This window comes from Neobacillus novalis NBRC 102450 (assembly GCF_001591805.1).
GTDB lineage: Bacteria > Bacillota > Bacilli > Bacillales > Cytobacillaceae > Neobacillus > Neobacillus novalis.
Genome location: NZ_BCVP01000017.1, coordinates 103,083 through 125,160 on the forward strand (window position 1 = coordinate 103,083; position 22,078 = coordinate 125,160).

General features: G+C 39.9%; 21 protein-coding genes. 9 read left to right on the plus strand and 12 right to left on the minus strand.

The annotated features are described in order from the left end of the window. Nucleotides 1-67 precede the first annotated feature (67 nt). Nucleotides 68-613, plus strand: a complete 546-nt coding sequence (locus BANVL01_RS15135; RefSeq protein ID WP_066092369.1) for a serine O-acetyltransferase — start codon at nt 68-70, stop codon at nt 611-613. A gap of 66 nt (nt 614-679) precedes the next feature. Here BANVL01_RS15135 and BANVL01_RS15140 read toward each other — a convergent pair whose 3' ends face one another. From BANVL01_RS15140 to BANVL01_RS15150, 3 genes are read right to left on the minus strand one after another with little or no spacing between them, the layout of a single operon-like run. Then, nucleotides 680-1,882, minus strand: coding sequence for an O-antigen ligase family protein (locus BANVL01_RS15140; RefSeq protein WP_156487458.1), 1,203 nt, complete (start codon nt 1,880-1,882; stop codon nt 680-682). Further along, nucleotides 1,872-2,966 (minus strand): glycosyltransferase family 1 protein, encoded by a 1,095-nt coding sequence (locus tag BANVL01_RS15145; RefSeq protein ID WP_066092363.1) that lies wholly within the window; start codon nt 2,964-2,966, stop codon nt 1,872-1,874. The genes BANVL01_RS15140 and BANVL01_RS15145 overlap by 11 nt, the downstream gene beginning before the upstream one ends. 13 nt (nt 2,967-2,979) lie before the next feature. After that, the gene (locus BANVL01_RS15150) at nt 2,980-4,242 is read right to left on the minus strand and encodes an oligosaccharide flippase family protein (RefSeq protein WP_268874942.1); all 1,263 of its coding nucleotides are present in this window, start codon (nt 4,240-4,242) and stop codon (nt 2,980-2,982) included. Nucleotides 4,243-4,404: 162 nt separating this feature from the next. On the opposite strand from BANVL01_RS15150, the gene BANVL01_RS15155 reads away from it, so the two are divergent. Next, the gene (locus tag BANVL01_RS15155; protein WP_066092357.1) at nt 4,405-5,043 is read left to right on the plus strand and encodes a hypothetical protein; all 639 of its coding nucleotides are present in this window, start codon (nt 4,405-4,407) and stop codon (nt 5,041-5,043) included. Nucleotides 5,044-5,076: 33 nt separating this feature from the next. On the opposite strand, the gene BANVL01_RS15160 is transcribed toward BANVL01_RS15155, so the two are convergent. The 4 genes from BANVL01_RS15160 to BANVL01_RS15175 form a co-directional block, all read right to left on the minus strand. Further along, nucleotides 5,077-6,195 carry a glycosyltransferase family 4 protein gene (locus BANVL01_RS15160; protein ID WP_066092354.1) on the minus strand — a complete coding sequence of 373 codons (1,119 nt, stop codon included), beginning with the start codon at nt 6,193-6,195 and terminating at the stop codon, nt 5,077-5,079. Then, nucleotides 6,195-7,331: a glycosyltransferase family 4 protein gene (locus tag BANVL01_RS15165; protein WP_066092351.1), complete on the minus strand. Its 1,137-nt coding sequence runs from the start codon at nt 7,329-7,331 to the stop codon at nt 6,195-6,197. The genes BANVL01_RS15160 and BANVL01_RS15165 overlap by 1 nt, the downstream gene beginning before the upstream one ends. Before the next feature lie 4 nt (nt 7,332-7,335). After that, nucleotides 7,336-7,965: an exopolysaccharide biosynthesis polyprenyl glycosylphosphotransferase gene (locus BANVL01_RS15170; protein ID WP_066092348.1), complete on the minus strand. Its 630-nt coding sequence runs from the start codon at nt 7,963-7,965 to the stop codon at nt 7,336-7,338. Nucleotides 7,966-8,284: 319 nt separating this feature from the next. After that, nucleotides 8,285-9,196, minus strand: coding sequence for a DMT family transporter (locus BANVL01_RS15175; protein WP_066092345.1), 912 nt, complete (start codon nt 9,194-9,196; stop codon nt 8,285-8,287). A gap of 389 nt (nt 9,197-9,585) precedes the next feature. Here BANVL01_RS15175 and BANVL01_RS15180 point away from each other — a divergent pair, with 389 nt between their 5' ends. Next, nucleotides 9,586-10,674 (plus strand): CotS family spore coat protein, encoded by a 1,089-nt coding sequence (locus BANVL01_RS15180; protein ID WP_066092342.1) that lies wholly within the window; start codon nt 9,586-9,588, stop codon nt 10,672-10,674. Nucleotides 10,675-10,680: 6 nt separating this feature from the next. Then, nucleotides 10,681-12,138: a glycosyltransferase family 4 protein gene (locus BANVL01_RS15185; RefSeq protein WP_066092339.1), complete on the plus strand. Its 1,458-nt coding sequence runs from the start codon at nt 10,681-10,683 to the stop codon at nt 12,136-12,138. Nucleotides 12,139-12,213: 75 nt separating this feature from the next. Here the strand turns inward: BANVL01_RS15185 and BANVL01_RS15190 are convergent, their stop codons facing one another. From BANVL01_RS15190 to BANVL01_RS15210, 5 genes are all read right to left on the minus strand, one after another. Then, entirely contained in the window at nt 12,214-12,816 is a 603-nt protein-coding gene (locus BANVL01_RS15190) for a DUF421 domain-containing protein (RefSeq protein ID WP_066092337.1), read from the minus strand. A 135-nt stretch (nt 12,817-12,951) separates the two neighbouring features. Then, complete coding sequence (locus BANVL01_RS15195) at nt 12,952-14,898, minus strand: FtsX-like permease family protein (protein WP_066092334.1); 1,947 nt, start codon at nt 14,896-14,898, stop codon at nt 12,952-12,954. Next, a complete protein-coding gene (locus tag BANVL01_RS15200; protein ID WP_066092331.1) occupies nt 14,888-15,655 on the minus strand; it encodes an ABC transporter ATP-binding protein in 768 nt (255 codons plus the stop codon). The genes BANVL01_RS15195 and BANVL01_RS15200 overlap by 11 nt, the downstream gene beginning before the upstream one ends. Nucleotides 15,656-15,724: 69 nt before the next feature. Next, entirely contained in the window at nt 15,725-16,735 is a 1,011-nt protein-coding gene (locus BANVL01_RS15205) for a sensor histidine kinase (RefSeq protein WP_066092328.1), read from the minus strand. Then, the gene (locus BANVL01_RS15210; protein ID WP_066092325.1) at nt 16,728-17,435 is read right to left on the minus strand and encodes a response regulator transcription factor; all 708 of its coding nucleotides are present in this window, start codon (nt 17,433-17,435) and stop codon (nt 16,728-16,730) included. The genes BANVL01_RS15205 and BANVL01_RS15210 overlap by 8 nt, the downstream gene beginning before the upstream one ends. Nucleotides 17,436-17,531: 96 nt before the next feature. Here BANVL01_RS15210 and BANVL01_RS15215 point away from each other — a divergent pair, with 96 nt between their 5' ends. The 5 genes from BANVL01_RS15215 (at nt 17,532) to BANVL01_RS15235 (ending at nt 22,043) form a co-directional block, all read left to right on the plus strand. Further along, the gene (locus BANVL01_RS15215) at nt 17,532-17,999 is read left to right on the plus strand and encodes a hypothetical protein (RefSeq protein WP_066092322.1); all 468 of its coding nucleotides are present in this window, start codon (nt 17,532-17,534) and stop codon (nt 17,997-17,999) included. Between the two features lie 536 nt (nt 18,000-18,535). After that, a complete protein-coding gene (locus tag BANVL01_RS15220) occupies nt 18,536-19,465 on the plus strand; it encodes a metal ABC transporter solute-binding protein, Zn/Mn family (RefSeq protein WP_066096973.1) in 930 nt (309 codons plus the stop codon). Nucleotides 19,466-19,481: 16 nt separating this feature from the next. Next, complete coding sequence (locus BANVL01_RS15225; protein WP_066092319.1) at nt 19,482-20,240, plus strand: metal ABC transporter ATP-binding protein; 759 nt, start codon at nt 19,482-19,484, stop codon at nt 20,238-20,240. 4 nt (nt 20,241-20,244) lie between these two features. Next, entirely contained in the window at nt 20,245-21,168 is a 924-nt protein-coding gene (locus tag BANVL01_RS15230) for a metal ABC transporter permease (protein WP_066092316.1), read from the plus strand. Continuing rightward, on the plus strand, nt 21,165-22,043 hold the full coding sequence (locus BANVL01_RS15235) for a metal ABC transporter permease (protein WP_066092313.1): 879 nt from the start codon (nt 21,165-21,167) through the stop codon (nt 22,041-22,043). The genes BANVL01_RS15230 and BANVL01_RS15235 overlap by 4 nt, the downstream gene beginning before the upstream one ends. The last annotated feature ends 35 nt before the right edge of the window (nt 22,044-22,078 follow it).

Consider the following 22,078-nt stretch of genomic DNA (forward strand, 5'->3'; position numbering starts at 1 on the left):
GTTAGCCTTTCCTTTCAATAGGAAGTATAATAATGACAAATATTATTTTTCCAGGACGGTATTACAGATGAGCAACTTTGCGAAGGATTTTAATCGAAATTATAGTCATTTTAAGGGGATTCAAAAGGTTCTAGTATTCTTTTATTTTCCCGGTGTATATGCCTGTTTCATTTATAGATTACTAAATTATCTTTATAAAAAAGAAAAGCTGCCGTACAGAGTAATGTATCGCTTATTGTTCTTGCTGCTGTATATACCCTTTAAATTTATCACCGGAGTGGAAATTCATCCTGAGGCTGAAATCAAGGGTGGTTTATCGATTCCGCATTGTACAAGTATTGTTATCGCAAGAAACGCCAAGATTGGTGAGAATTTTACCATACACCAGTGTTGTACAGTTGGCATGAGTTACAAAAATCTAATGGCTCCCGTCATTGGTGATAACGTTTTTATGAGCTGTAATGCTTCGATTATTGGTGATATCAAAATCGGACATAATGTGCTTGTTTTACCTAATAGTAGTGTTGCAAAAAGCATTGAAAATGATGTAATCGTAGGCGGGGTGCCGGCAAAAGTTATCAAAGAAAATCCGTATGATTTTTACCATCATTAATAAAGTCCCCAACAAAAAAACTCACGACTCGAACGAGTCGTGAGTTTTATTAACTAATCAATCGAATCAAGGGCTTATGTTTGTTTCCCTGACCATCGTTTTCGGTCCCTCTGTCAAGAGCAATAAACCTACAACATGATAAAAGGCGATTGTGATTCCATTGCCGATAAGTCCAAACATAGCTTCCGTCATACTAAATAAGGTAAACGTAACAATGATGATAAATGGAAAAATTGCTAATTTATCCTGACTTTTTCGAAAGGTATTAATGAAGGCTAACACAATCAGAAACAAGAGAAAAGCGGCTAATAAAAGCGTAGGTATTATACCGTAAACACCTAAAATATTGATTAAGCTATTATGCGCCCCTTCAAAGAAACCTTCAAAGTAATCGTCCCCGTGCCCGAATAAAGATGCTTCTTTGACAACTAATTGCCATGTACCCGTTCGTCCGTTAAAGAGATTTCCTGCTTCATTTAACGAAGCGAATTTTTCAAGCAATCCGGATAAAAACTTCTCCTTTAAAGGAGAAAACCAACCAATTAAACCGATGGTCATGATGATAAGAAGCGGCTTGAAATTGCGCTTGGCCATAATAAAATGAACAGAAATAATCAATGTGATAATTCCGACAACTAAAAAGGAAGTCCTGCTCGATGAAAAAATCACACTAACAAGAGACAGGAGGATGGCCGCAATAATCAAAAGCTTAGGCAGTCTTCCCTTGTTTGAAAGTGTTATTAGGGTGAAAAAGCCGGCGATAACCGTAATAGCCGCTATTTGTCCAAAACCATTTGGATTGGCGGCTATCCCTGAATAAGGTAGAAATTCGACTCTTACTGTCAAATAAGAGATTAGGATATAAAGAAGGTTGGCCGTAAAAAGCGAATGATGAATAAAAGGGCCGCCTAGTTTCGTCATAAAGGGCATGACTGAAAAATAAATAAAAGGAACAATAAGTAAAAAGAACAATCCTTGAAAAGGGAATGTATGATGAATAATTTCTGATAGAATAACAGAGAAACCAAATAAAATCCAAATAATAAACAGATACATCGAAAAGAAGGACGGAAAGCGCATGATGGTTAAGCCGTGTTTTTTAAAATAGATAACGATAATGATGAAAAATCCTAATAAAATAAGTGCATATCTTGAATAAATAAGTGTCGGTGAAAGTGGCCGGTATTGGCTGCCCATAAGCACTATCGAAGCAGCGAAGTAAATCATCGTAAAAAGAATAAAGTTAATTTTTCTCATGTTAATAGCCACTGTAAAGCTTCTCTAGGAATTTTGCGTTTTCGACTACGTCGTAGCCGAAACTTTTCAGCTTGCGTTCTCGTTCATCCCAGCTTGGCCTTTCCTTTAGAACGATTAGCTTCGTTAATTCTTCTGCCCATGCCTCAGCGCCATTTGTTAACCTTTTAAAGGTAACGAGATTCATTGCTAAATCAACTTCCTTTGGAACTGTATCTGATACTAAGCAGGGAACACCTGCTGCTTGTGCTTCGATGACGACATTGCCAAGACCCTCATAGATGGAAGGAAACAGGAAGATATCGAATGTGCTCATTATCGCTGGGATATCGGAACGAATTCCCAACAGGTTCACGGAATCTTGTAATTGATACTTTTCTATCAAGTCTTCCAGCTTATTCTTTTCCGGGCCGTCACCAACGAGTACTGCAGACGCTTGCGGATAGTTTCTTTTGAAATGATAGAATATTTCTAAGAAAAATGAGTGATTTTTGACCGTTTCAAAGCGGCCAACATGGCCGATGACAATCGAATCGACTGGTTTGGACTCCTTTTTCGCCGTTGTTTGTTCATAGGCTTGCAGATTGAAGCTGTTTGGTAACACGTTTGTTTCCACGTTTTTTCCAAACAGGGATTCCCCCGCAGTCACAGAACAGCCAAACCGATGTGTGACGTTTTTTCGCAGATTCCTTTTCATATATGAGCGATAGAGTTGCCGGAAAATAGAAGCATTTTGCCCATCTGAGGTTGTATGACTGTGAGCAACCCGAATCGGGATTGATGCTTTCTTGGCCACTTTCAAAATAAAGCCGCTAAAGAAATGTGCATGACTATGAACGGCAGAAAATTGATTCTGGCTGAAAAGCTCAAATAATTGCTGTTGGTAGGATGATAGGTAGCGCATCCTTGGATAGGGCAGTCTGAAAATCCGGCCCCCTAAGGCAATTATTTCTTGTTCGTAATAGCCAATTTCCTCGGTATGGACTAAAAAGTCAAATTGGATCTTTTCGCGGTCTATCGCCCTGTATAAATTTAGGATCATTGTTTCGGCTCCGCCCACATTCATGGCCGTAAACACATGAAGAACTCGATTTGTCATTGATATCACTCCGTTAGTTAGAGGTATATGTTGTTGTAAGTTTGTGATGTTTCTTCGCTTTTGACAAATACCACAGCACTGTAACCGCAAGTGTGAGAAGCTGTATGGCTGTCGTTATAATCGTTACGACAGCCGCTCCAGTTAATCCGTATCGCGGGATTAATAGGAAACTTAAAACGATGGTTGAAAGGACCCAAATAATAGAAAGAATCGGTTGGATGGAAAACTTTCTCATCGCTGTTAGTGCAAATCCAAAAAAAGAACCAGTATACATTAAGGTTCCAGCCACCATCAGGAGAACAAATACCTTATTGTACTGTGCATAATCTTGTGTGTAAAAAATACTTAGAACTTGTTTTCCGATTAAAAGGGTTGCCAGAATTCCAACTAAACCATATATAAATCCAAAGCAGACAAATTTGGTTACTAGCTTAGAAAAAGGTGAGAACTCTTCATTGTTAAAGTGATTTGCCAGCCTGGGACTGATTGTTTGACCAATGGCGTTTATCACTAGATTACCTGCTGTCACGATATAAAAGAGGGCGGAAAAGTAGCCGACAGCTTCTGTACCTGCCGCATGTTCAATTACATACCGTGGAATATTTGTGTAAAGAGACATCATCATCATCACTAACCCAAGCGGAAAGCTCGTAAGAAATAGCTTTTTCACTGATTGGAGATTAACGGATGAGGCGTGGAAGGTATCCAGTTTCTTCACCTTTGGTATTTCTAGAATAATCAGTAATCCTAACCAGGATAGACTAAAGCCGGCGACAGCGATTAATAGGCTATGTGTAAAAGTGATAAGAATTGCAACGATGAATACTGATGTGCACCCTCGAATAATGAGGGATTTTGCGATCATATCCATTCGTTCTTGTTTTTGAAACAAGCCATAGTGAAGCTCAATAACAGATTCAACCAGTTTCGTCATACCTACTAGAAAAATAACAACAGCAGTTTGTCCTTTATATCCACCTAGAATGATAACGATTCCAAGTACGAGTATCGCAAGCAAACTATTTATCCCTTTAAGGGTAAGATAACTGCGAAACGAAAATTCTTCTTTTGTATCGGTTGCAAGCACTGACCGTAACTGCAGGTCAAATATTAAAATAATCGGTGCGGTTACCGCTAATCCCAGCGTAAATCCCCCGACCATTTTGGGAGAACCTAATTTTGCTAGAACCATAATGATTCCCCATTGGGATAACGCATAAATCAGGTTTCCTAGTAACATATAGGAAACATTCCTCTTAAGAGATAATGGGACCAATGAACTAACCCCCGTATGTTGGACTCTACTATATTATATGGTAAAAAGAGGTGCCTGTCACCGCTCGATTTTGTCGATGGGAGTGATCGTTATTTTCATTGATGGAAGCGGGTGCAACGGGGTATAATCAAGTAAGGCAAATAATTCAGTAGGGGGAAAAGTATGAAGCTGTATGGGAAAATCATCCTTGTTTTGATGTTATCGGTTTCGTTAATAGGATTAAGCGGCTGTTTTGGAAAAGAGAAAGAGTCGAATGCTGCTGATAAAAAGGTTGCAGCGACAAAAACGGCTGATAAAGCTACGAAAGAAAACAAAAGCACAGATCAAGAGAATCCGGCAGCCAAAAGCACTGATCAAGACAACAAGACAACAAAAAGCACGGATCAAGACAACAAAACAGCCAAAAGCACGGATCAAACATCTAAAACATCACAAAATACAGATACAAGCAAACAAGCATCTAAAAACGATAGTATTGCGAACAAGACAACACCATCGAATAATAATACGGATAAAACCGCACAAAACACGGATAGTAGCAAGAAGCCTGCACAAAATACGACTCCAGCAAAAACCAATCCTTCAAAAGGCCAAACGGTTGGAGATAAAGAGATTACGGATTTTGTTCTAGCAAATACTAGAATCGTTCAAATTTCTAATATCAGCAGACGTACCAATGAGAAATATCCTAATTTAGGTCCGTTCTTTGTTGTAAGGGGAATGGATTTAAGAGGAGAAGCAAGCGAAGTTTGGATAAAAGATATGAAGATTTTCGAAATGGTAACTCAAGCAAATAAGTAATTTAAAAGGAAAACGATAGAACCCGTATGGGGCCTATCGTTTTCCTTTTAAATAAACTTTCTCTGTTTGTTGACACATATGCTCCACCGTAAACCTGCTCGCAAGTTCTAAATAGTACCTTCCTACTTCCTCACGATATGAATCATTTACTAGTAAAGAAATAAGCCGCTGGTACATAGCTTCATCATCATTTATTTCTACTAAAAGGTTCTTCATCCCGTGGGGGTCAATTACTTCCTTAACCCCGCCAACATCTGTACTGATAACGGGAAGTCCCCGGCCACAGGCCTCTAGCAAGACATAGGGAAGCCCTTCTTTATGAGAGGTAATCACCATCGCATGCATCTGATCCATCCACTCGAGGACATTGTTCTGATTTCCTTTTAACTGAACGATCGATTCAAGCTTCTGCTCTCTTATTTCGTTTTGATAATGTTCATATAACGGCCCATCGCCAATCAGCCAAAACTCGACATTTTGCCCTCTGAATCGGGAAGCGGCCCTAAGGAGCATATCCAAATTCTTTTCCGAAGCAAAGCGGCCGACAAAGCCAATAACCTTGGTATTACGCTTGCGGAGTCTTTGCTGCATTTTCTCCCAATCTGCAATCGGAATGATTTGCTTCTCAGGAATCCCATTATGGATTACAGACATTTTCTTTCGATTGATTCCATGGGAGATTCCTTGTTTAAAATCAAAGCTTGACACCGTGATAATATCAGTAGAAACCCAGCTGAATACCTTTTCAAGCAGAAGATAAAGTCTACGCTTTTTCGATGATAGGGTTGGATCCGTGAAAACAAAGCCATGGGCCGTATAAATATTTTTATCGATTCTATTGAAAAAACCAGCCAATCTCGCAATGATCCCCGCGATTGAACTGTGAGAGTGAACAAGATGATACTTTCCTTTTTTCATAAAAACAAATAGTTTCCATAACGCCTTCAGATCTTCCCTTACCTTAATGGTTCTTGGAATAGGTATCACGGCAGTCTCAATATTCTGCCTCGCTAACTCTTCCTTTAGAGGTCCCTCTTCGCCGAGAACGACATGGACTTCATGCCCCTTTTGTGAAAACCATTCTGTCAAATATAGTAGATGTTTTTGAGCGCCGCCGATATCCGCACCGGTAATACAATAGAGGATTTTCATTAGACAACGGTGTTAATGACACCTGCAACTCCTTTGATAAATGATTTTCTCGTAAAATGGGCTTCGTACCTTTCTCGCGCTTGCTGCCCCATCTGTTCACAGAGCGCGGGCTGTTCGAGCAGCAGCGTTAGCTTTTCGACGAGTTCGTCGACACTTCCGGGCTTAATGATAAAGCCTGTTTTTCCGTCTTCAATTAATTCAGGGATACCGCCGACATTTGTCGAAATAGCTGGCAGCCCTGAAGCCATGGCCTCAATAATCGATAGCGGCAGTCCTTCGGTATCCGAGGGCAAAATGAAAACAGTTGAGGTTAGTAAAAGCTCCCAAGGATTTTCAACCCAGCCGAGGAAGTTGACAGTGCTTGAGAGCCCCAATTTACGCACTTGTTCGTGCAAGGAATGTCTATAGTCTTCTGGATGCCAGGGAGGTTTCTCTCCGATAATATTCAGCTGAACGTTATAGCCCTTTTTCTTCAGACGGTCGGCAGCTAAAATCGCCAGGTCTTGGCGCTTTCCTTCAATAATCGTTCCTACCATGGTGATCGTAAAGGTTGAATTGTCCTTCTTTCGTTCGGGTAATCGGGTTGCCTGGTCGACACCATTATGAACCACGCTGAATTTAGTCTTTTGTTTTGGAAATTGTTGCTTGTAACGTTCTGCTAATGTGTTTGAGACGACAATAATTTTATCGGCGGCGGCAACGCTTATTTTTCCTAAAAGATTATTCAGCTGTTCCTCCCCATGGAGATGCCAGATGACTTTTCGTCCAAACAGTTTTGCCAGCCAGCCAATCAGGAGCTGGGAGCGGAATTGACTCGTATAAACCAGATCAATCCGATTCTTGCGCAGGAAGGAAATAACCTTAAAGAAATGCGGGAGCATATTGAATCCCTGCGAGAGGTAAAAGAATGCGCCCGTTTTGACTTGTCCTTTTCGAATCTTATCGACGGCATTATGTATCGGAATCAGTGTAACGGCTTTGCCTGCAGCGCTTACACGGCCGTTCATCGGTCCGTCTGTTGAAGTGACAAAATACGTCTTTAGTGAATCGTTGTCAAGCGCAGTGAGAAGCTCAAGTTCGCACTTCTGTGCTCCTCCCCATTCCGGACGGCTTTCGTAAAAGAGAATCCGTTTCACTGTCTTATCTCCATCCTTTGGCGAACAAAATAACAGGAATTGATTTCAAAACAATCTTTAAATCTAATAAAATCGAATAATTGTAAATATAGTATAAATCGAGATCTAATTTTTCCTTTGGAGCAATATCATATCCGCCGTTAATTTGTGCCCAGCCAGTGATTCCTGGTTTTACTTGAAGGCGGTTACGAAAATGAGGAATTTCCTTTTCGAAGTCTTCAATAAAGACTAACCGTTCCGGCCGTGGACCAATAATCGACATTTCGCCGCGTAATATATTTATAAATTGAGGAATTTCATCGATCCGGTATTTCCGTAAATAATAGCCAACCGTGGTAATCCGGGCATCATTGTGGTTAGCCCATTGCGGTCCATGCTTTTCGGCATCGATGTACATCGTTCTGAATTTAATGATCAAAAAGGGTTGTCCGTCCAGCCCAATGCGTTCCTGTGTGTAAAAAACAGGACCACGCGAATCAAGCTTAATCACAATCGCAATGATGATAAGAAACGGAAAGAGAATAAGTAATAAACAAAGGCTAAACAAAGTATCAATCGCTTGTTTTACTAAAAAATGAAGTGGTTTATTTTTTGTGGTTGTTGTTACTAGACTTTGTTCATTAAGTACTTTCATTTTTCTCACCCTTATAAATGATAGTTAGAGGCTGCTCTTTTAAGAGGTTAAATGGTTTAAAGCAAATGATTCTAAAGGGTTTACAGCAGGAAACTATGAATATCTTTTTCCTATTGTACTATAAATTTACTATGCCTGTCTCCTATCCTAGCGAATTTTGTTGAATATTAAAAATTTTCTTCGGGACTTTAGTTGTGGGGGAGAGGGAAAGGTATGTGGTTCCGATTGCCTATTAACGAATGATAGATACCCTGAGTGGGACAAGGAGCATTAATTCACTGGATGTCCTTCATAATTAAAAACTCCTTAGACTTAGTATCTAAGGAGTAAATGTTCCTTCTTCAATTGTGTGTGGAATCGGTTTTCGCTGCTGACTCAAAAAGAAAAAGACGCCGATAAGGACGAGCAGTCCACCGGCAATTTGCCAACTGACGAGTTGCTCATGTAGTAAAAGATAGGCTAATATTGTCGATCCAACGGGTTCGCCTAAAATACTCATCGAGATTGTGGTAGCATTGACGTAGTTTAACAGCCAGTTATTGATAAGGTGGCTGACGGTTGGAACGGTGGCAAGTAAAAGGAAGATGCCCCATTCCTTGGCAGGATAGCCGCTAACGGCAACTCCTGTAAATACGTTATAGATGGTTAGAACGATAGAAGCAAAGAAAAAGACACAAAAGCTATAAAGCCAATGCGATATTTTTTTTACGATGGTTTGCCCAATCAATAAGTAGCCTACCACAGAGATAACACTGAAAAACGAAAGAATATCGCCGATAGTAGCATCTTGACTTAAACCGAAATCCCCCCAGCCAATCATCATTGCTCCGACGATGGCAACACCCATCGTCAACAATGCGGACAGTGTCGTTCGTTCTTTAAATAGAAAAAAGCCCCCGATCAACGAGACAATCGGCTGTAAGGTAAGAATGATTGTTGAACTGGCAACCGTTGTTAACTTCAAAGAACCGAACCAGAGAACAAAGTGTAAGGCTAAAAAGGAGCCGGAAAAAAATAAAAAGTACCAATCCTTTTTGGTGATTTTTTTGAATTCATGCCGATTTTTCCACACGATGGGCACCATTAAAATGCTCGCAAACCACATGCGGTACATACTTAGAATGGAGGCAGGTGCATCAGACCATTTTACGAAAATAGCCGAAAATGAAATGGCTATAATGGAAATGGTAAGTGGCAGTGCGATTGATTTTGAACCTTCATGCTGTATCATCTTTACCTCCTACTTCTTTTCCACATTAAATAAAGACTTTCGCACTCGAAAGTCACGATAAATACTAAATTATTATAAAAGGAATTACTAAGTGTATCAATAGGCATGAGGAAAATCTATAAACTTTAGTTGGCGTTGGATTATGGGGGGATCATGGTGAAAGGCCCTTCTCGTTTAAGAAGAGCCTTTCAGGATGAGGTTTCCTTCAAAGGAAGCGTGCTTATCTAAAGAATCCGCACCTATCCTCTCACCATGCTTGGACAATTACATATGATTAAGTATGGCTATTTGATTATTACGATGCAGAAATAGGACAATTTCTAAAGCATTTCATTCGAGTTAGAAATGTTTTGCACTTTTTGAGTGCTCAAAAAGGTAGGAGGGATATATTGGAGAATATTGTGATCGTTCCATGGGAACCGGATGAGCTTACGCATGAATTTTTTGTTCCGGAGTATATTATTGCGCTGGCAGCTGAGGTTTTGAAACATTATAGTTTTCAAGTTAAGAGCATGCAGGTGGTGACAACGAAGCCCGACAAAGGTGGGGCCATATGGAGACTTGAAACGAATGAAGGACCAAAAAGTTTCAAACTGTTACACCGCAGACCGACGAGAAGTATGTTTAGCCTTGGAGCTCAAAAGTACTTAGTCGAAGTTCAAGGTGCAAGGGTCCCAGCAGTCATCCAAACGAAAGCTGGACAGGAATTTATTGAAGCAGGCGGGAAATTATGGTTTGTTGCCGAGTGGATTGAACCATTGGCACCGGTAACAAAAGATTTGGAAGGAGCAAAACAGCTTTGTTACGCGCTTGGTGAATTCCACCAGTTAAGCAAGGGCTATATTCCACCAAGTCAAGCGGAAGTTGCTTCGAGATTGGCAAAATGGCCGAAGAGCTATGAAAAAGTAATCACGAAAATGGATTGGTTTCGGAACATTGCTAAAGCTTATAAGGAGATGCCAGCAAGTCAATCGATATTGAATGTGGTAGATACATTTCAAGAACAAGCGCGAAAAAGTCTAGCAGACCTTAAGCAATCGAGTTATTTGTCGTTAGTAGAACAAGGGAATAAGAGTTGGGGGCTGGTCCACCAGGATTATGGTTGGTCAAACGGTCAAATGGGACCGAACGGTATGTGGATTATTGACCTGGATGGTGTCGCCTACGACCTGCCAATTCGTGATTTAAGGAAACTAATTTCGGGTACGATGTCCGATTTGTTTAATTGGGATGTGACATGGATACGAGAAATGATAAGGGCTTACCATGAGGCAAGTCCACTAACACCGGAACTTTATGAATTATTAATGATCGATTTCTCCCTTCCTAATGAATTTTATAAAAATATTAAAGAAGTCGTATATGAACCTGAAACTTTTTTAAATGAAACAACCACACAATTAATTCAAACGATCGTCGACACGGATCAATCAAAATGGCCTGCGTTAAATGAAATTCAACATGATTGGAGGAAGTAGGGAAATATGAAGATATTAATGGTTTGTACAGAAAAACTTCCTGTGCCTCCTGTTTTAGGAGGAGCCATACAAACGTATATATCCGGAACTCTCCCAATCTTAAGCAAATTTCATGATATTACAGTGATCGGGATTAGTCATCCGTCTCTCCCGGATAATGAAATAAAGAACGGCATTCAATATGTCCGTGTTCCAGGGATCATATTGGAAATATATCGAGAAGGGGTCGTACAATTTATCCAAAACAATTCATTTGATCTTATCCACATTTTTAATCGCCCTCGACTTGTCATGCCCATCCGCGGTGCAGCGCCAAATGCCAAAATTACCTTAAGCATGCACAATGATATGTTCAATATCGAAAAAATTGACCCAACTGAAGCGGCATCAGTTTTGAAAGAGGTTTCCAATATTGTAACTGTAAGTGATTATGTAGGAAATGTCATCCGTACTCTTTATCCCGAATCTGTACCTACTATCCGCACCATCTATTCAGGTGTAGATACCGAGCGTTTCCTACCTGGAAACCATCCAAAAATGAGTGAAATTCGAAATTCCATTCGAAAACAACACGGTTTAGAGAATAAAACCGTTTTATTATTTGCCGGAAGGCTTTCGGTAAACAAAGGGGTAGATAGGTTAATCCGAGCATTACCTCAGCTTTCAACAAAATTCAAAGATTTAGCACTGGTAGTTATGGGAAGTAAATGGTTTAGTCAAGATGACGTAACGGATTATGTCGCATATATTAGGGCATTGGCAAAAAAACAATCAATACCGGTTGTAGCAACGGGTTTCGTTTCTCCAAGTGAAATTCAAAAATGGTTTGCATCAGCTGATTTATTTGTGTGTACTTCTCTTTGGCAAGAACCGCTGGCACGCGTTCATTATGAAGCAATGGCAGCAGGACTTCCGATTGTTACAACTGCAAGGGGAGGAAACTCCGAAGTAATTATCCAAAATGAGAACGGACTGATTGTAGAAAATCCGGAAGATCCGAGCTGCTTTGCTGAAAAAATTACAACCATTTTGTCGGATAAATCTCTGATGAAAAGGATGGGGATTAGAGGAAGAGAACTGGCAGTTGCGAATTATGAATGGAATCGGGTAGCAAACGAGATTTTAGAAGTTTGGCAACAATCGATAGAAGCGCCGCTTACGAATATACAGCATAATGATTTAGAGTCCATACAAACCCCACTCACGAATAATACGCAAAGTGAGACACTAGAAGTCTATCAAGTGGAGCCCGACAACGAATTTTCAAAGCAAGACAAGGTGGATAAGGAAGACAAAGTGGATAAGAAAGATAAAAAGGACAAGAAAGAAAAGAAAGACAAGAAAGACCAAGTGGATAAGAAAGGTAAAAAGGACAAGAAAGACAATAAGAAAGACAATAAGAAAGACAAGAAAGACAAGAAAGACAAGAAAGATAAGAAAGATAAGAAAGACAAGCAAAAATAAACCGAATATAATAATGAGTACACTAAAATATCCCCCTGACCTTAAGGGGGATATTTCGGTATTTCCCTAGGTTACTCATTCCAATCTGTCGGGCGATGGATTGAGAGGCCTATTGTTTACCACCTCAGTAAATATATTCTCTTTAAGATCTGTTGACTGATTGCTAGGAGAGGGGTGTTTACCGGTTTGAATTAATTGAATAAGATTTTGTATGTCTTCTTTTGTTGCAGGTTGTTTCTCCTTCTTCAACATATATCCTAATTGTCCATTCACCTCTAATGTAGCATATTGGACATCGCTAACCGTAGTAACACCTACTTGTCGTAGAAGTGTTTCTAATTTATCTATCGTAAACCTAAGTTTTTTTAAATTTTTTTCATTTATTTCCCCTTTTTCAATAATGGGTATAGCTTTACCAGAAACAATAGATTCGAATCCATCGAATTTTAATTCAACGAACTCAATTATGATAAGAGCTAGTATTAATAAGGTTCCGACTCCAATAGTAGGCCAAAGCCCTTTACTTACCACTGGATGAATCAATAATGTACCAATCATGACCATGATCACTGTGTGTGGTACAGTCATTTTAGCTATCGACCGTCTCCCGCTAATCCTTAACAATATCAATCCAGCTACTAAAATGATGACAGTTTTCCAAACCCAATCTAAATCCATAAAGGATCTCCTCTTTTTTTTATTATTAGTATTACGAACTTTCTTTATGGATATACATTATTTTGAATAGGAAGGGACAGGCTCCTCGTCCCAATTACTTAAAGATGGGAGATTTCCTTAGTGGGACAAGGAGCCCTAGTCGCCAATAATTTGATTGGCATATTTTCGTTTTACGATAAAATAATAAATCAATTGGAAAAGTAAATAAACGCTGCTTATTGAGAGGCTGCTGCGGTATATTTCAACATTCATTCCTGATTCTTTAAAAAAGGTACTCGTGTATACAAGGGAGATCCCGATTCCGATCAAGGGAGCGGCGAAAAAGAGAATTTTTAATTCCCCAGCGATGATTTTGCGAATTTCTTTTTCGGTAATCCCAATTTTATATAGCTTTTTGTAATTTTTCTTTTCATCCTCCAGTTCGGAAAAGAGGCGTAAGAGCAAAATAATTACGGTCGCAATAAAAAATAGGATACTGATAAAGGTCACAAGATAGAGGACTAGCCCGCCGCCTTGCTTATTATAATCGTAGAGACCTATTTTTGACCCTGGCTGGAAAAATTCCTGTTCCGTCATCAATCTTCGCTGAATCAGGTTCGCAAATTCAGGTGTTACTTTATTCGCAGCCGTTAATTTCTCCTGCAGCTTCATGACAGCCTCTTTCGAATTCTTCCAGTCCTTCACATTTAAAAGCTGGATCTCCGCTGTTTGTACTTCCGAAGAATTATTTTTTAACTGCTGATAATCTGCTGAATTAAGGACAATTAAGCTATTATCGATATAGTTTAGGCTATTAATCAGCCGTCCAAACATCGCTGACTGCAGCTTATGAATACCTATATTGGGAAGATCCTGCTGGATATCGGCAACCATTCTTTTTCGCTCTGCTTTCCCCTGCAAGTTTAATTGAACAAGAATCAGGTAGCTGCCTTTGTCAACCTGAATCGGTTTGTTCGCAATAGCTGAAAGCTGATCATCAGCGACAAAAACGGTTCGGTAATTGTAGTTTGCCGAATCAAAGTAGTTGCTCACTTCGAGTGTTTTATGCTCGGTGATGGGATTTCCCTTCGTATCCATCATGGCAGACAGTTTTTCAAAAGGAATCTCCGTTTGAACAAACGCAATATCATAGGGATGTAGATCGGTCGCTGCTTTTTCTGCACCTAAAAAAATATTGAGAACAAAGCCGATGTAAAAAATCGTCACAATGACCATAACGGTGATGAGGTAGATAATTTTTTTCACTTGTTTAAACTTATAATCCAGATTCGTTAGTAATAGCAGGTGACGGTAATAACCTGAAGGTCGTCTTTTTATGATGTTTAGACAGAAGCTTCCTAACTGTGAGATCATTATATATAAGGTAATCATGATGGAAATCGTACAAAACAACAGCAGCTGTCCGTCATTTTCAGGGACTGTCCCGAAGTTAGCAAAGAGAATATATAAAGTTGAAAGCAGCGCGATAAACGCAATCGCTGCCATTACAGGGTTTGCGTGTTTATTTTTCTTAGACGTGCGCTCCTCCTTTAACAGCTTAACAATCTCAAACTTACTGGTTACCACCATCGTGCCCCCTACAGCAATGGCAAAGATCAGACTGAATAGGCCAATGGAATATAGATAACTGTTTAAATTGAGTTCAAACGAAACGCTCTTTACACCAATCAGGCTCATTATGATGAGGAAAAAAAATCGTGAAAATAGCGATCCTGCAATAATCCCTAAGCAAATGGAGGCGCCGGCTATGATGCTATTTTCTACTAAAATGATTTTCCGAATATCCTTAGTTGACATCCCTAATGTCATAAACAGCCCAAACTCTTTTTTTCTGCCTTTAATAAAGGCAGAGTGAGCATAGCTGATAAAGAAGATTGAAAAAATCAGTAACGCAACAGTAGGAATCATCACCGCTTCAGAGATGCCTTCTTCGATTTCTTTTGAACGATGCAGACTTTCATTAAAGAGGAGTGTTGAAAACATGAAGAACACCATGACGGCAAAACTGTTACAAAGAAAGTAAAAGAGATATCTTTTCAGATTACTTTTGAAAATTTTAATAGCGATTTGCTTAATCGTCATGCGTCCCACCCCCTAAGATGGCAAGGCAGTCGATAATCTGGTCTAAAAAGTCCTTTCGGTTCCCTTTTTTAACGAGCTGCGAATCAAGCTGACCATCTTTAATGAAAATGACTTTGTTGCAATAGCTTGCTGCAAAGACATCATGGGTCACGACAACAATCGTCGTTTCCATCTCTTTGTTTATTTTTTCAAAGCATTCCATTATCGTTTTCGAAGACTTTGAATCTAGGTTTCCCGTCGGCTCATCGGCAAAGATGATACTCGGATCATTGACTAACGCCCTGCTGACGGCGACACGCTGCTGCTGACCACCTGAAATCGCATAGGGATATTTATCGGCGATGTCATAAATACCAAACGTAGACATGATTTCTTTCGTCTTGTTTTCCATATATACTGCGTCACGCTTTTCTAAAATCATCGGTAACATCACATTTTCTTTTAACGATAAACTATCAAGTAAATTAAACTCTTGGAATACAAAACCGAGATGCTGCCTTCGGAATAAGGCTAACTCTTCCTTTTTCATCATACTGAGTTCTTTATTTGCAATATGAATCGTCCCCGATGTAGGGGAATCAATGCCGCTTAAAAGATTGAGCAGCGTCGTTTTGCCGCTTCCCGATGGACCCATAATTGCGACTAATTCCCCTTTTTCAATCGTCAAATTGATGCGATTAAGCGCCTTTGTGGCAAATTGATCCTTCTCATTATCATAGATTTTTACGATATTTTTTACCTCTAAAACTGCTGTCATGTTCATCCCTCCTTCCTCTATGGTAGTTTTTCTAGTTGTGGTAAACCATCGAATATCCTTACGGGAATCTTACAATTTTGCAAGGTATTTAATCGTTACCTCCGTACCCTTACCAACTTCTGAGGTGATTTCCAGCCGATGCCCTAAGCGGTCGGCAATTTTTTTACAAATGTATAGGCCAATGCCAGTGGAGTTACGAAACTTACGGCCATTTTCCCCAGTAAAGAAAGGGTCAAAGACTCGTGGAAGATCATAGGCAGGGATTCCGACACCTTCATCCTTAATGGAAAGACAGGTATATTCCTTCTCTTGAAAAATCGTCATCACTAATTTTTTATTGCTTGCTTCCTTGCCGGTATACTTAATGGCATTTGAAATCAACTGGTCAAGCAGAAATTGGTTCCATTTCTTATCCGTAATTATCGAGTACTCTTGCCCAGCATTGACGAGCGGATACACATGGTTATAAATGAATTGACTTTTCTTTTCGTTGATAACGGTTTTGACAGAAGCAACGAGCGGAACAGCACGAGGTTCAAAATCCATGGCAATGTTTTCAAACCTGATCATATTCAGCACCTGTTCAATACTAGCAAACATGCTGTCATTCTCCGCTTTAATATTTTTCAACACTTCAACCGGGAATGTTTGCTGTGCCGAATACTTTTGAATAATGAGCTCAATGACGGATATCGGCGTTTTTAAATTATGCATCCATTGATAAAGAAATTGGACATTTTCTTCATGGGTGCTTTTTAACTCATTGATCTCACGGACGTACTTTTTATTTAAGGTATGTACGAGTTTTGACACTTCTGCTTGTTCGTTCGTTACTGGTTGCAAATCTAAACGGTCATGATTCGTTTGGTGTAAATGATGGTTAAATTTATAGTATTTACTCCATTCCATCACAATTAAGATGGCTAATAGGAATAAGGAAATACTAATAGGATAGAGGATTTCCAGATTACCTGGATGGATCATATTAAAAAAAATAATTAATATGGCTGCATTGATTAGGTACATCAGAATAATCGACTTCTTATCTTTAAAAAAATTACCCAGTAGCACTTTATTCATCGCCCGAGAACCTCGCTAATAGTTGATGATTAAATAGGTACCCAACACTCCTTTTTGTTTGAATCAAACCTTCGATTCCTAGCTGTGAAAATTTGCTTTTTATCCTTGAAATGTTGACCGTTAACGTATTGTCATCGACAAAGGCGATGTCGTCCCAAAGCTGCTCAATCAGTTCCTCTCTCGTTATAATCCGCTCTTTATTTTCAATAAAATATTTGACTAATTTATATTCATTTTTACTAAGTTCGACGATTTTTTCGTTAAAGCTCATTTTAAAGCTATCCTCATAAAGGGTTAATTGGTGGACGGTTAAATGGCTAGTGGTGCTGGAATATTCACCGTAGGCTCTTCTAAGAGCGGCTTTTACCTTCGCTAGTAAAATTTCAAAGGTAAACGGTTTTGTGAGATAGTCATCGGCCCCAAGCTCAATCGCCATCACTTGATCTAATTCTCCACTTCTCGCAGACGTGATGATAATCGGTACTTTTGATTTTTTTCGCATCGCTCTGCAAAGATAAAACCCATCAAAATACGGTAAGTTGATATCAAGAAGAACTAAATCCGGCTGGACCTGTTCAAATTGTTCCAAAACAGAATTGAAATCCGTCTGTTCATAAACCAAGTATTTATACTTCTCAAGGCATTCCTTCACAAGCGAACAAAGCTCACAATCATCTTCGATAAGCATAATTTTATACATCAATAGCCCTCCAATCATTAGGAGGAGGCGCCTGTCCCTAGATGGGACGCGGGGACAGTACCTCGTCCCTTTTATTTTAATAGAGAAGCCATTATTTTGGAAATACGGGACCTATTTATAGATATTCCACTAGTTTCGCAAATTAATAACAAAGTAATTGCTACATTGAGTGATCAAGAAATGGTTGCCATTGCCCGCGATCTAACAGTCCGAATGAATATTGGGCTTTGGGACGCAATGACGCCAATTCAGGCAAAACAGGATTGGACGGCCTATTACCAGGAATTATACTTTCCCGATGCACTAACGGAATCGCAGCAACGAACTTATCAAAGTACTGACGATGTAAATAGTTATAAATACGAAGCGAAATCGTTTGAAAATGAAAGTGTTCAGAGGGAAAATGATTGTTTTATATACACTGGGGAATTACATGATTCATTGACGGATTCCGGCGGTAAAGAGACCACCTATATATCACTATATCGAGTGTGGATTGCCCTGGATTCAGAAACACAATCCTTTAAAGTGAAGAAAAGCCTTGGGGTGGATATTAAAAGATAAAATGATTATTCCACTAGCTCAGAATAAGTAATTCTTATCTTTTGCCATTATTGCTCGATCAGACCTCCCTTCATGGACCGAGTTAGCAGCTTTTTGTCATTTTCGGGCCATGAGACCACCTTTCTGAGTAAAAGGTATACTCATTAAAGATAATTATTTCAGTATGATGGGGGTGAGTGTTTAGCATTCGCCCCCTTTCATTTTATGGTCTGCACGGAAAAGGTGAAAAAAATGGAAATCACTCCGATTCTCGAATACTTATTATCTATTAGCCATCACTTACAACGCCTTTTCCTCCAAATGAGCAACAAAGAGATCGCCCTTAGTAAGATACCGCCGTTTCCTGCCAACCAGTCAACGGTAAGAGGTTTTTTAAAATGTCGAAATATTGTGTTTGTTTTTCATTGACCTTAACTTAAGTTTAGGTTAACATAAAAGTTGCGTAAAGGAAAAACAATTTACACAATATAAAAAACGTGGCATAGTATAAAAAAATTGCCGCAATACTAGAATTGGAGGGTTTGATTTTGTTTCAGATGATAAAAAAGTGGACGATGATAGGGCTTGTCCTAGTAGTTTCATTAGCAGGCTGTTCCGCTTCTGATGTATCGAAAGAAGGGAAAGAAACTGGGAAAATCCGTGTGACTACAACCATTGGAATGATTAATGATATCGTGATAAATGTCGGCGGAGAGCATGTGGAAACAACAGGCTTAATGAAATCCGGAGTGGATCCGCATCTTTATAAAGCCTCACAAGGTGATATTAAGAAGTTAGATGCTGCCGATATGATTTTTTACAATGGGCTTCATTTAGAAGGGAAAATGGTGGATATTTTTGAAAAGATGGCCAAGAAAAAGCCCACCATTGCTGTCTCGAAAAATATTCCCGAAGAAAAACTTCATACGACAAAGGACGGATCCAAAAGCGTTGATCCCCACATTTGGTTTAATGTGAAGCATTGGATTTCCGCAACCGAAACGGTCGGGGAGGAACTGTCTAAATTTGATCCTAAACACGCTGACGACTATAAACAAAACGCTGAAAAGTATATGGAGAAATTGAGACAGCTTGATGAATACGTAACAGCACAAATTGCCACAATTCCAGAACAGACTCGCGTCTTAGTGACTGCCCATGATGCCTTCGGATATTTTGGCGAGGCATACGATATTAAAGTGATGGGACTGCAAGGCATTAGTACAGCTTCCGAATATGGCTCAAAGGATGTTAGTGAACTACGAGACTATCTTGTCAAAAATAAAATTAAAGCCGTTTTTGTGGAATCAAGTGTTCCGAAAAAAGCGATCGAAGCGGTAATTGAAGGAGCAAAAGAAAAAGGACACGAAGTAAATATTGGCGGCGAGCTCTTTTCCGATGCAATGGGAGCGGAAGGAACGGAGGAAGGGACCTATATTGGTATGGTTAGACATAATGTCGATACGATTGTGAGTGCATTGAAATAAAAGGAGATGATGATGGATGGCGTTCCCTCTTACGGTAAAGAATTTAACGGTTGCCTATCAGAAAAAACCAGTATTAGAGGATATTTCGTTTCGTGTTCCGGAAGGGAAACTGATAGGAATTATTGGGCCGAACGGGGCTGGAAAATCGACGTTGATTAAAGCGATATTAGAATTAATCCCGTCCATTACTGGGAAAGTAGAAATTTTTGGCGATTCTTATAAAAATACAAGAAAACGAGTGGGCTATGTTCCGCAGAGGGAATCGGTCGATTGGGATTTTCCAACGGATGCTCTGGATGTGGTAATGATGGGGAGATATGGGCATTTAGGGTGGTTTAAGCGTCCCGATAAAAAAGATAAAGAATATGCCTTGGAATGTTTAGATCAAGTTGGCATGAGTAAGTATGTCCATCGCCAAATTAGTCAGCTCTCCGGCGGACAGCAGCAGCGTGTCTTTTTAGCGAGAGCACTTGCACAGGATGCGCAACTATATTTCATGGATGAGCCGTTTGTCGGAGTAGATGCGGCGACAGAAAAAGCGATTATCGCGCTGCTAATAAAGTTAAAAAGCCAAGGAAAAACCGTTCTCGTTGTCCATCATGATTTAAATACGGTAAAAGAATATTTTGATTGGATCATGCTGTTAAATGTCAAACTAGTTGGAATCGGTCCTACGGAAGAGCTGTTTACAAGGGATTATTTACAGAAGACATATGGTGGGAGCTTAACCATGCTTGATTCGAATACCTCTCCTATCATTGTCAGCCCGAGGTGATGACATGAATTGGCTTTCACTATTTTCAGATCCCAATACCCAATGGATATTAATGGGATCGATGCTTCTAGGACTCTGCAGCGGCGTGATTGGAAGTTTTGCCTATTTACGAAAACAATCGTTAATGGGCGATGCCTTATCCCATGCAGCTCTTCCGGGGGTGTGTCTTGCCTATATGGTAACGGGGACTAAGTCGATCTTTTTCTTTCTCATCGGTGCCATTATTGCCGGGATTTTGGCGACGGTCGCAATTGGCTATATTACGAGGAATTCGCGCATTAAACAAGACTCGGCGCTGGGGATTATTTTAACCGTGTTTTTTGGAGTTGGTATTGTTCTCTTAACACAAATCCAACATAGTAGTAGCGGTAATCAAAGCGGTTTAGATAAATTTCTCTTTGGCCATGCTGCCTCGATGATTAAACTGGATGTTTACACGATTGCCGGGATTAGTGCGGTTCTTGTGGCCTTGTGTTTCTTGTTTTTTAAAGAATTTAAACTCCTCTCCTTTGATCCCGGTTTTGCAAAAGGGATTGGGCTGCCGACGATTCTTTTGGATCAATTTATGATGCTGCTGATTGTGACCGCTGTTGTCATCGGGATTCAAGCAGTGGGTGTCGTCTTAATGGCAGCATTATTGATTACACCTGCGGTTGCGGCCAGGTATTGGACCGAGAAGCTGCATGTAATGGTCATCCTTTCGGGATTGTTTGGAGCTTTCAGCGGCTTTGCCGGGACCCTGGTTAGTTCAATGGTCAATAATCTGCCGACAGGCCCCTTGATCGTTTTATCAGCAACCGTCCTATTTATTATTTCTGTTCTCGTTGCCCCGAATCGCGGCGTGTTAGCGAAAACTAGATTACGATTTTCCGTCAAGAATGAACATAAACTATTTACTAACAAGCAAGTAAAGGAGAAATCCTTATGAATCACTTTTGGATCATCTTAATTGGAGCACTAGTGGGGTCATCCTGTAGTATTTTAGGATGTTTTCTCGTATTAAGAAAAATGTCGATGATTGGCGATGCCATCAGCCATTCCGTCTTACCGGGGATTGTGATTGCGTTTTTAATTAGCGGCTCAAGGGAATCGCTGGTGATGATGTTTGGAGCTGCCGCCATCGGACTAGTCACCGTTTTTCTCATTCAGATGTTTCAAAACAGTGGGGTCCAGGCAGATGCATCGATTGGCGTCGTCTTTACCGCATTATTTGCGGTTGGGGTTGTGTTAATTAGTTTGTACACAAGGCAGGTAGATTTAGATTTAGACTGTGTGTTATATGGAGAAATCGCTTATGCCCCGTGGGATACACTGCATATTGGCGGACAAAGTATCGGGCCAAAAGCCGTTTGGGGCGTAGGGGCAAGCTTTCTCCTAAATATACTTGTCATAGGTTTGTTTTATAAACAGTTTAAAATCAGCACGTTTGACCCGGCGCTTGCCGCTTCGTTAGGAATTCCGGTTGTGTTTTTCCATTATTTATTAATGAGCTTAGTTTCAATCTCAACTGTTGCTTCTTTTGAAAGCGTAGGAGCAATCTTGGTGGTAGGGATGATTATTGTTCCTGCAGCAACTGCCTATTTATTAACCGATAAATTGAGCAGGATGATTATCATTAGTATCGTCTTAAGTATTGTCAGTTCGCTGCTTGGGTATTACGTTGCTTACCTTCTAGATGCATCCATTGGTGGAACAATGGTGGCTGTGACAGGCGTACTATTTATCGTTGCGTTATTCTTCTCGCCCAAGCACGGGGTACTAATTAAAAAATGGAGCAGGAAAAAAGTGCTTCAGCAAAATTAAGTTTTCACGGAGGTTAAGCCCGCTAAATTGGCGTA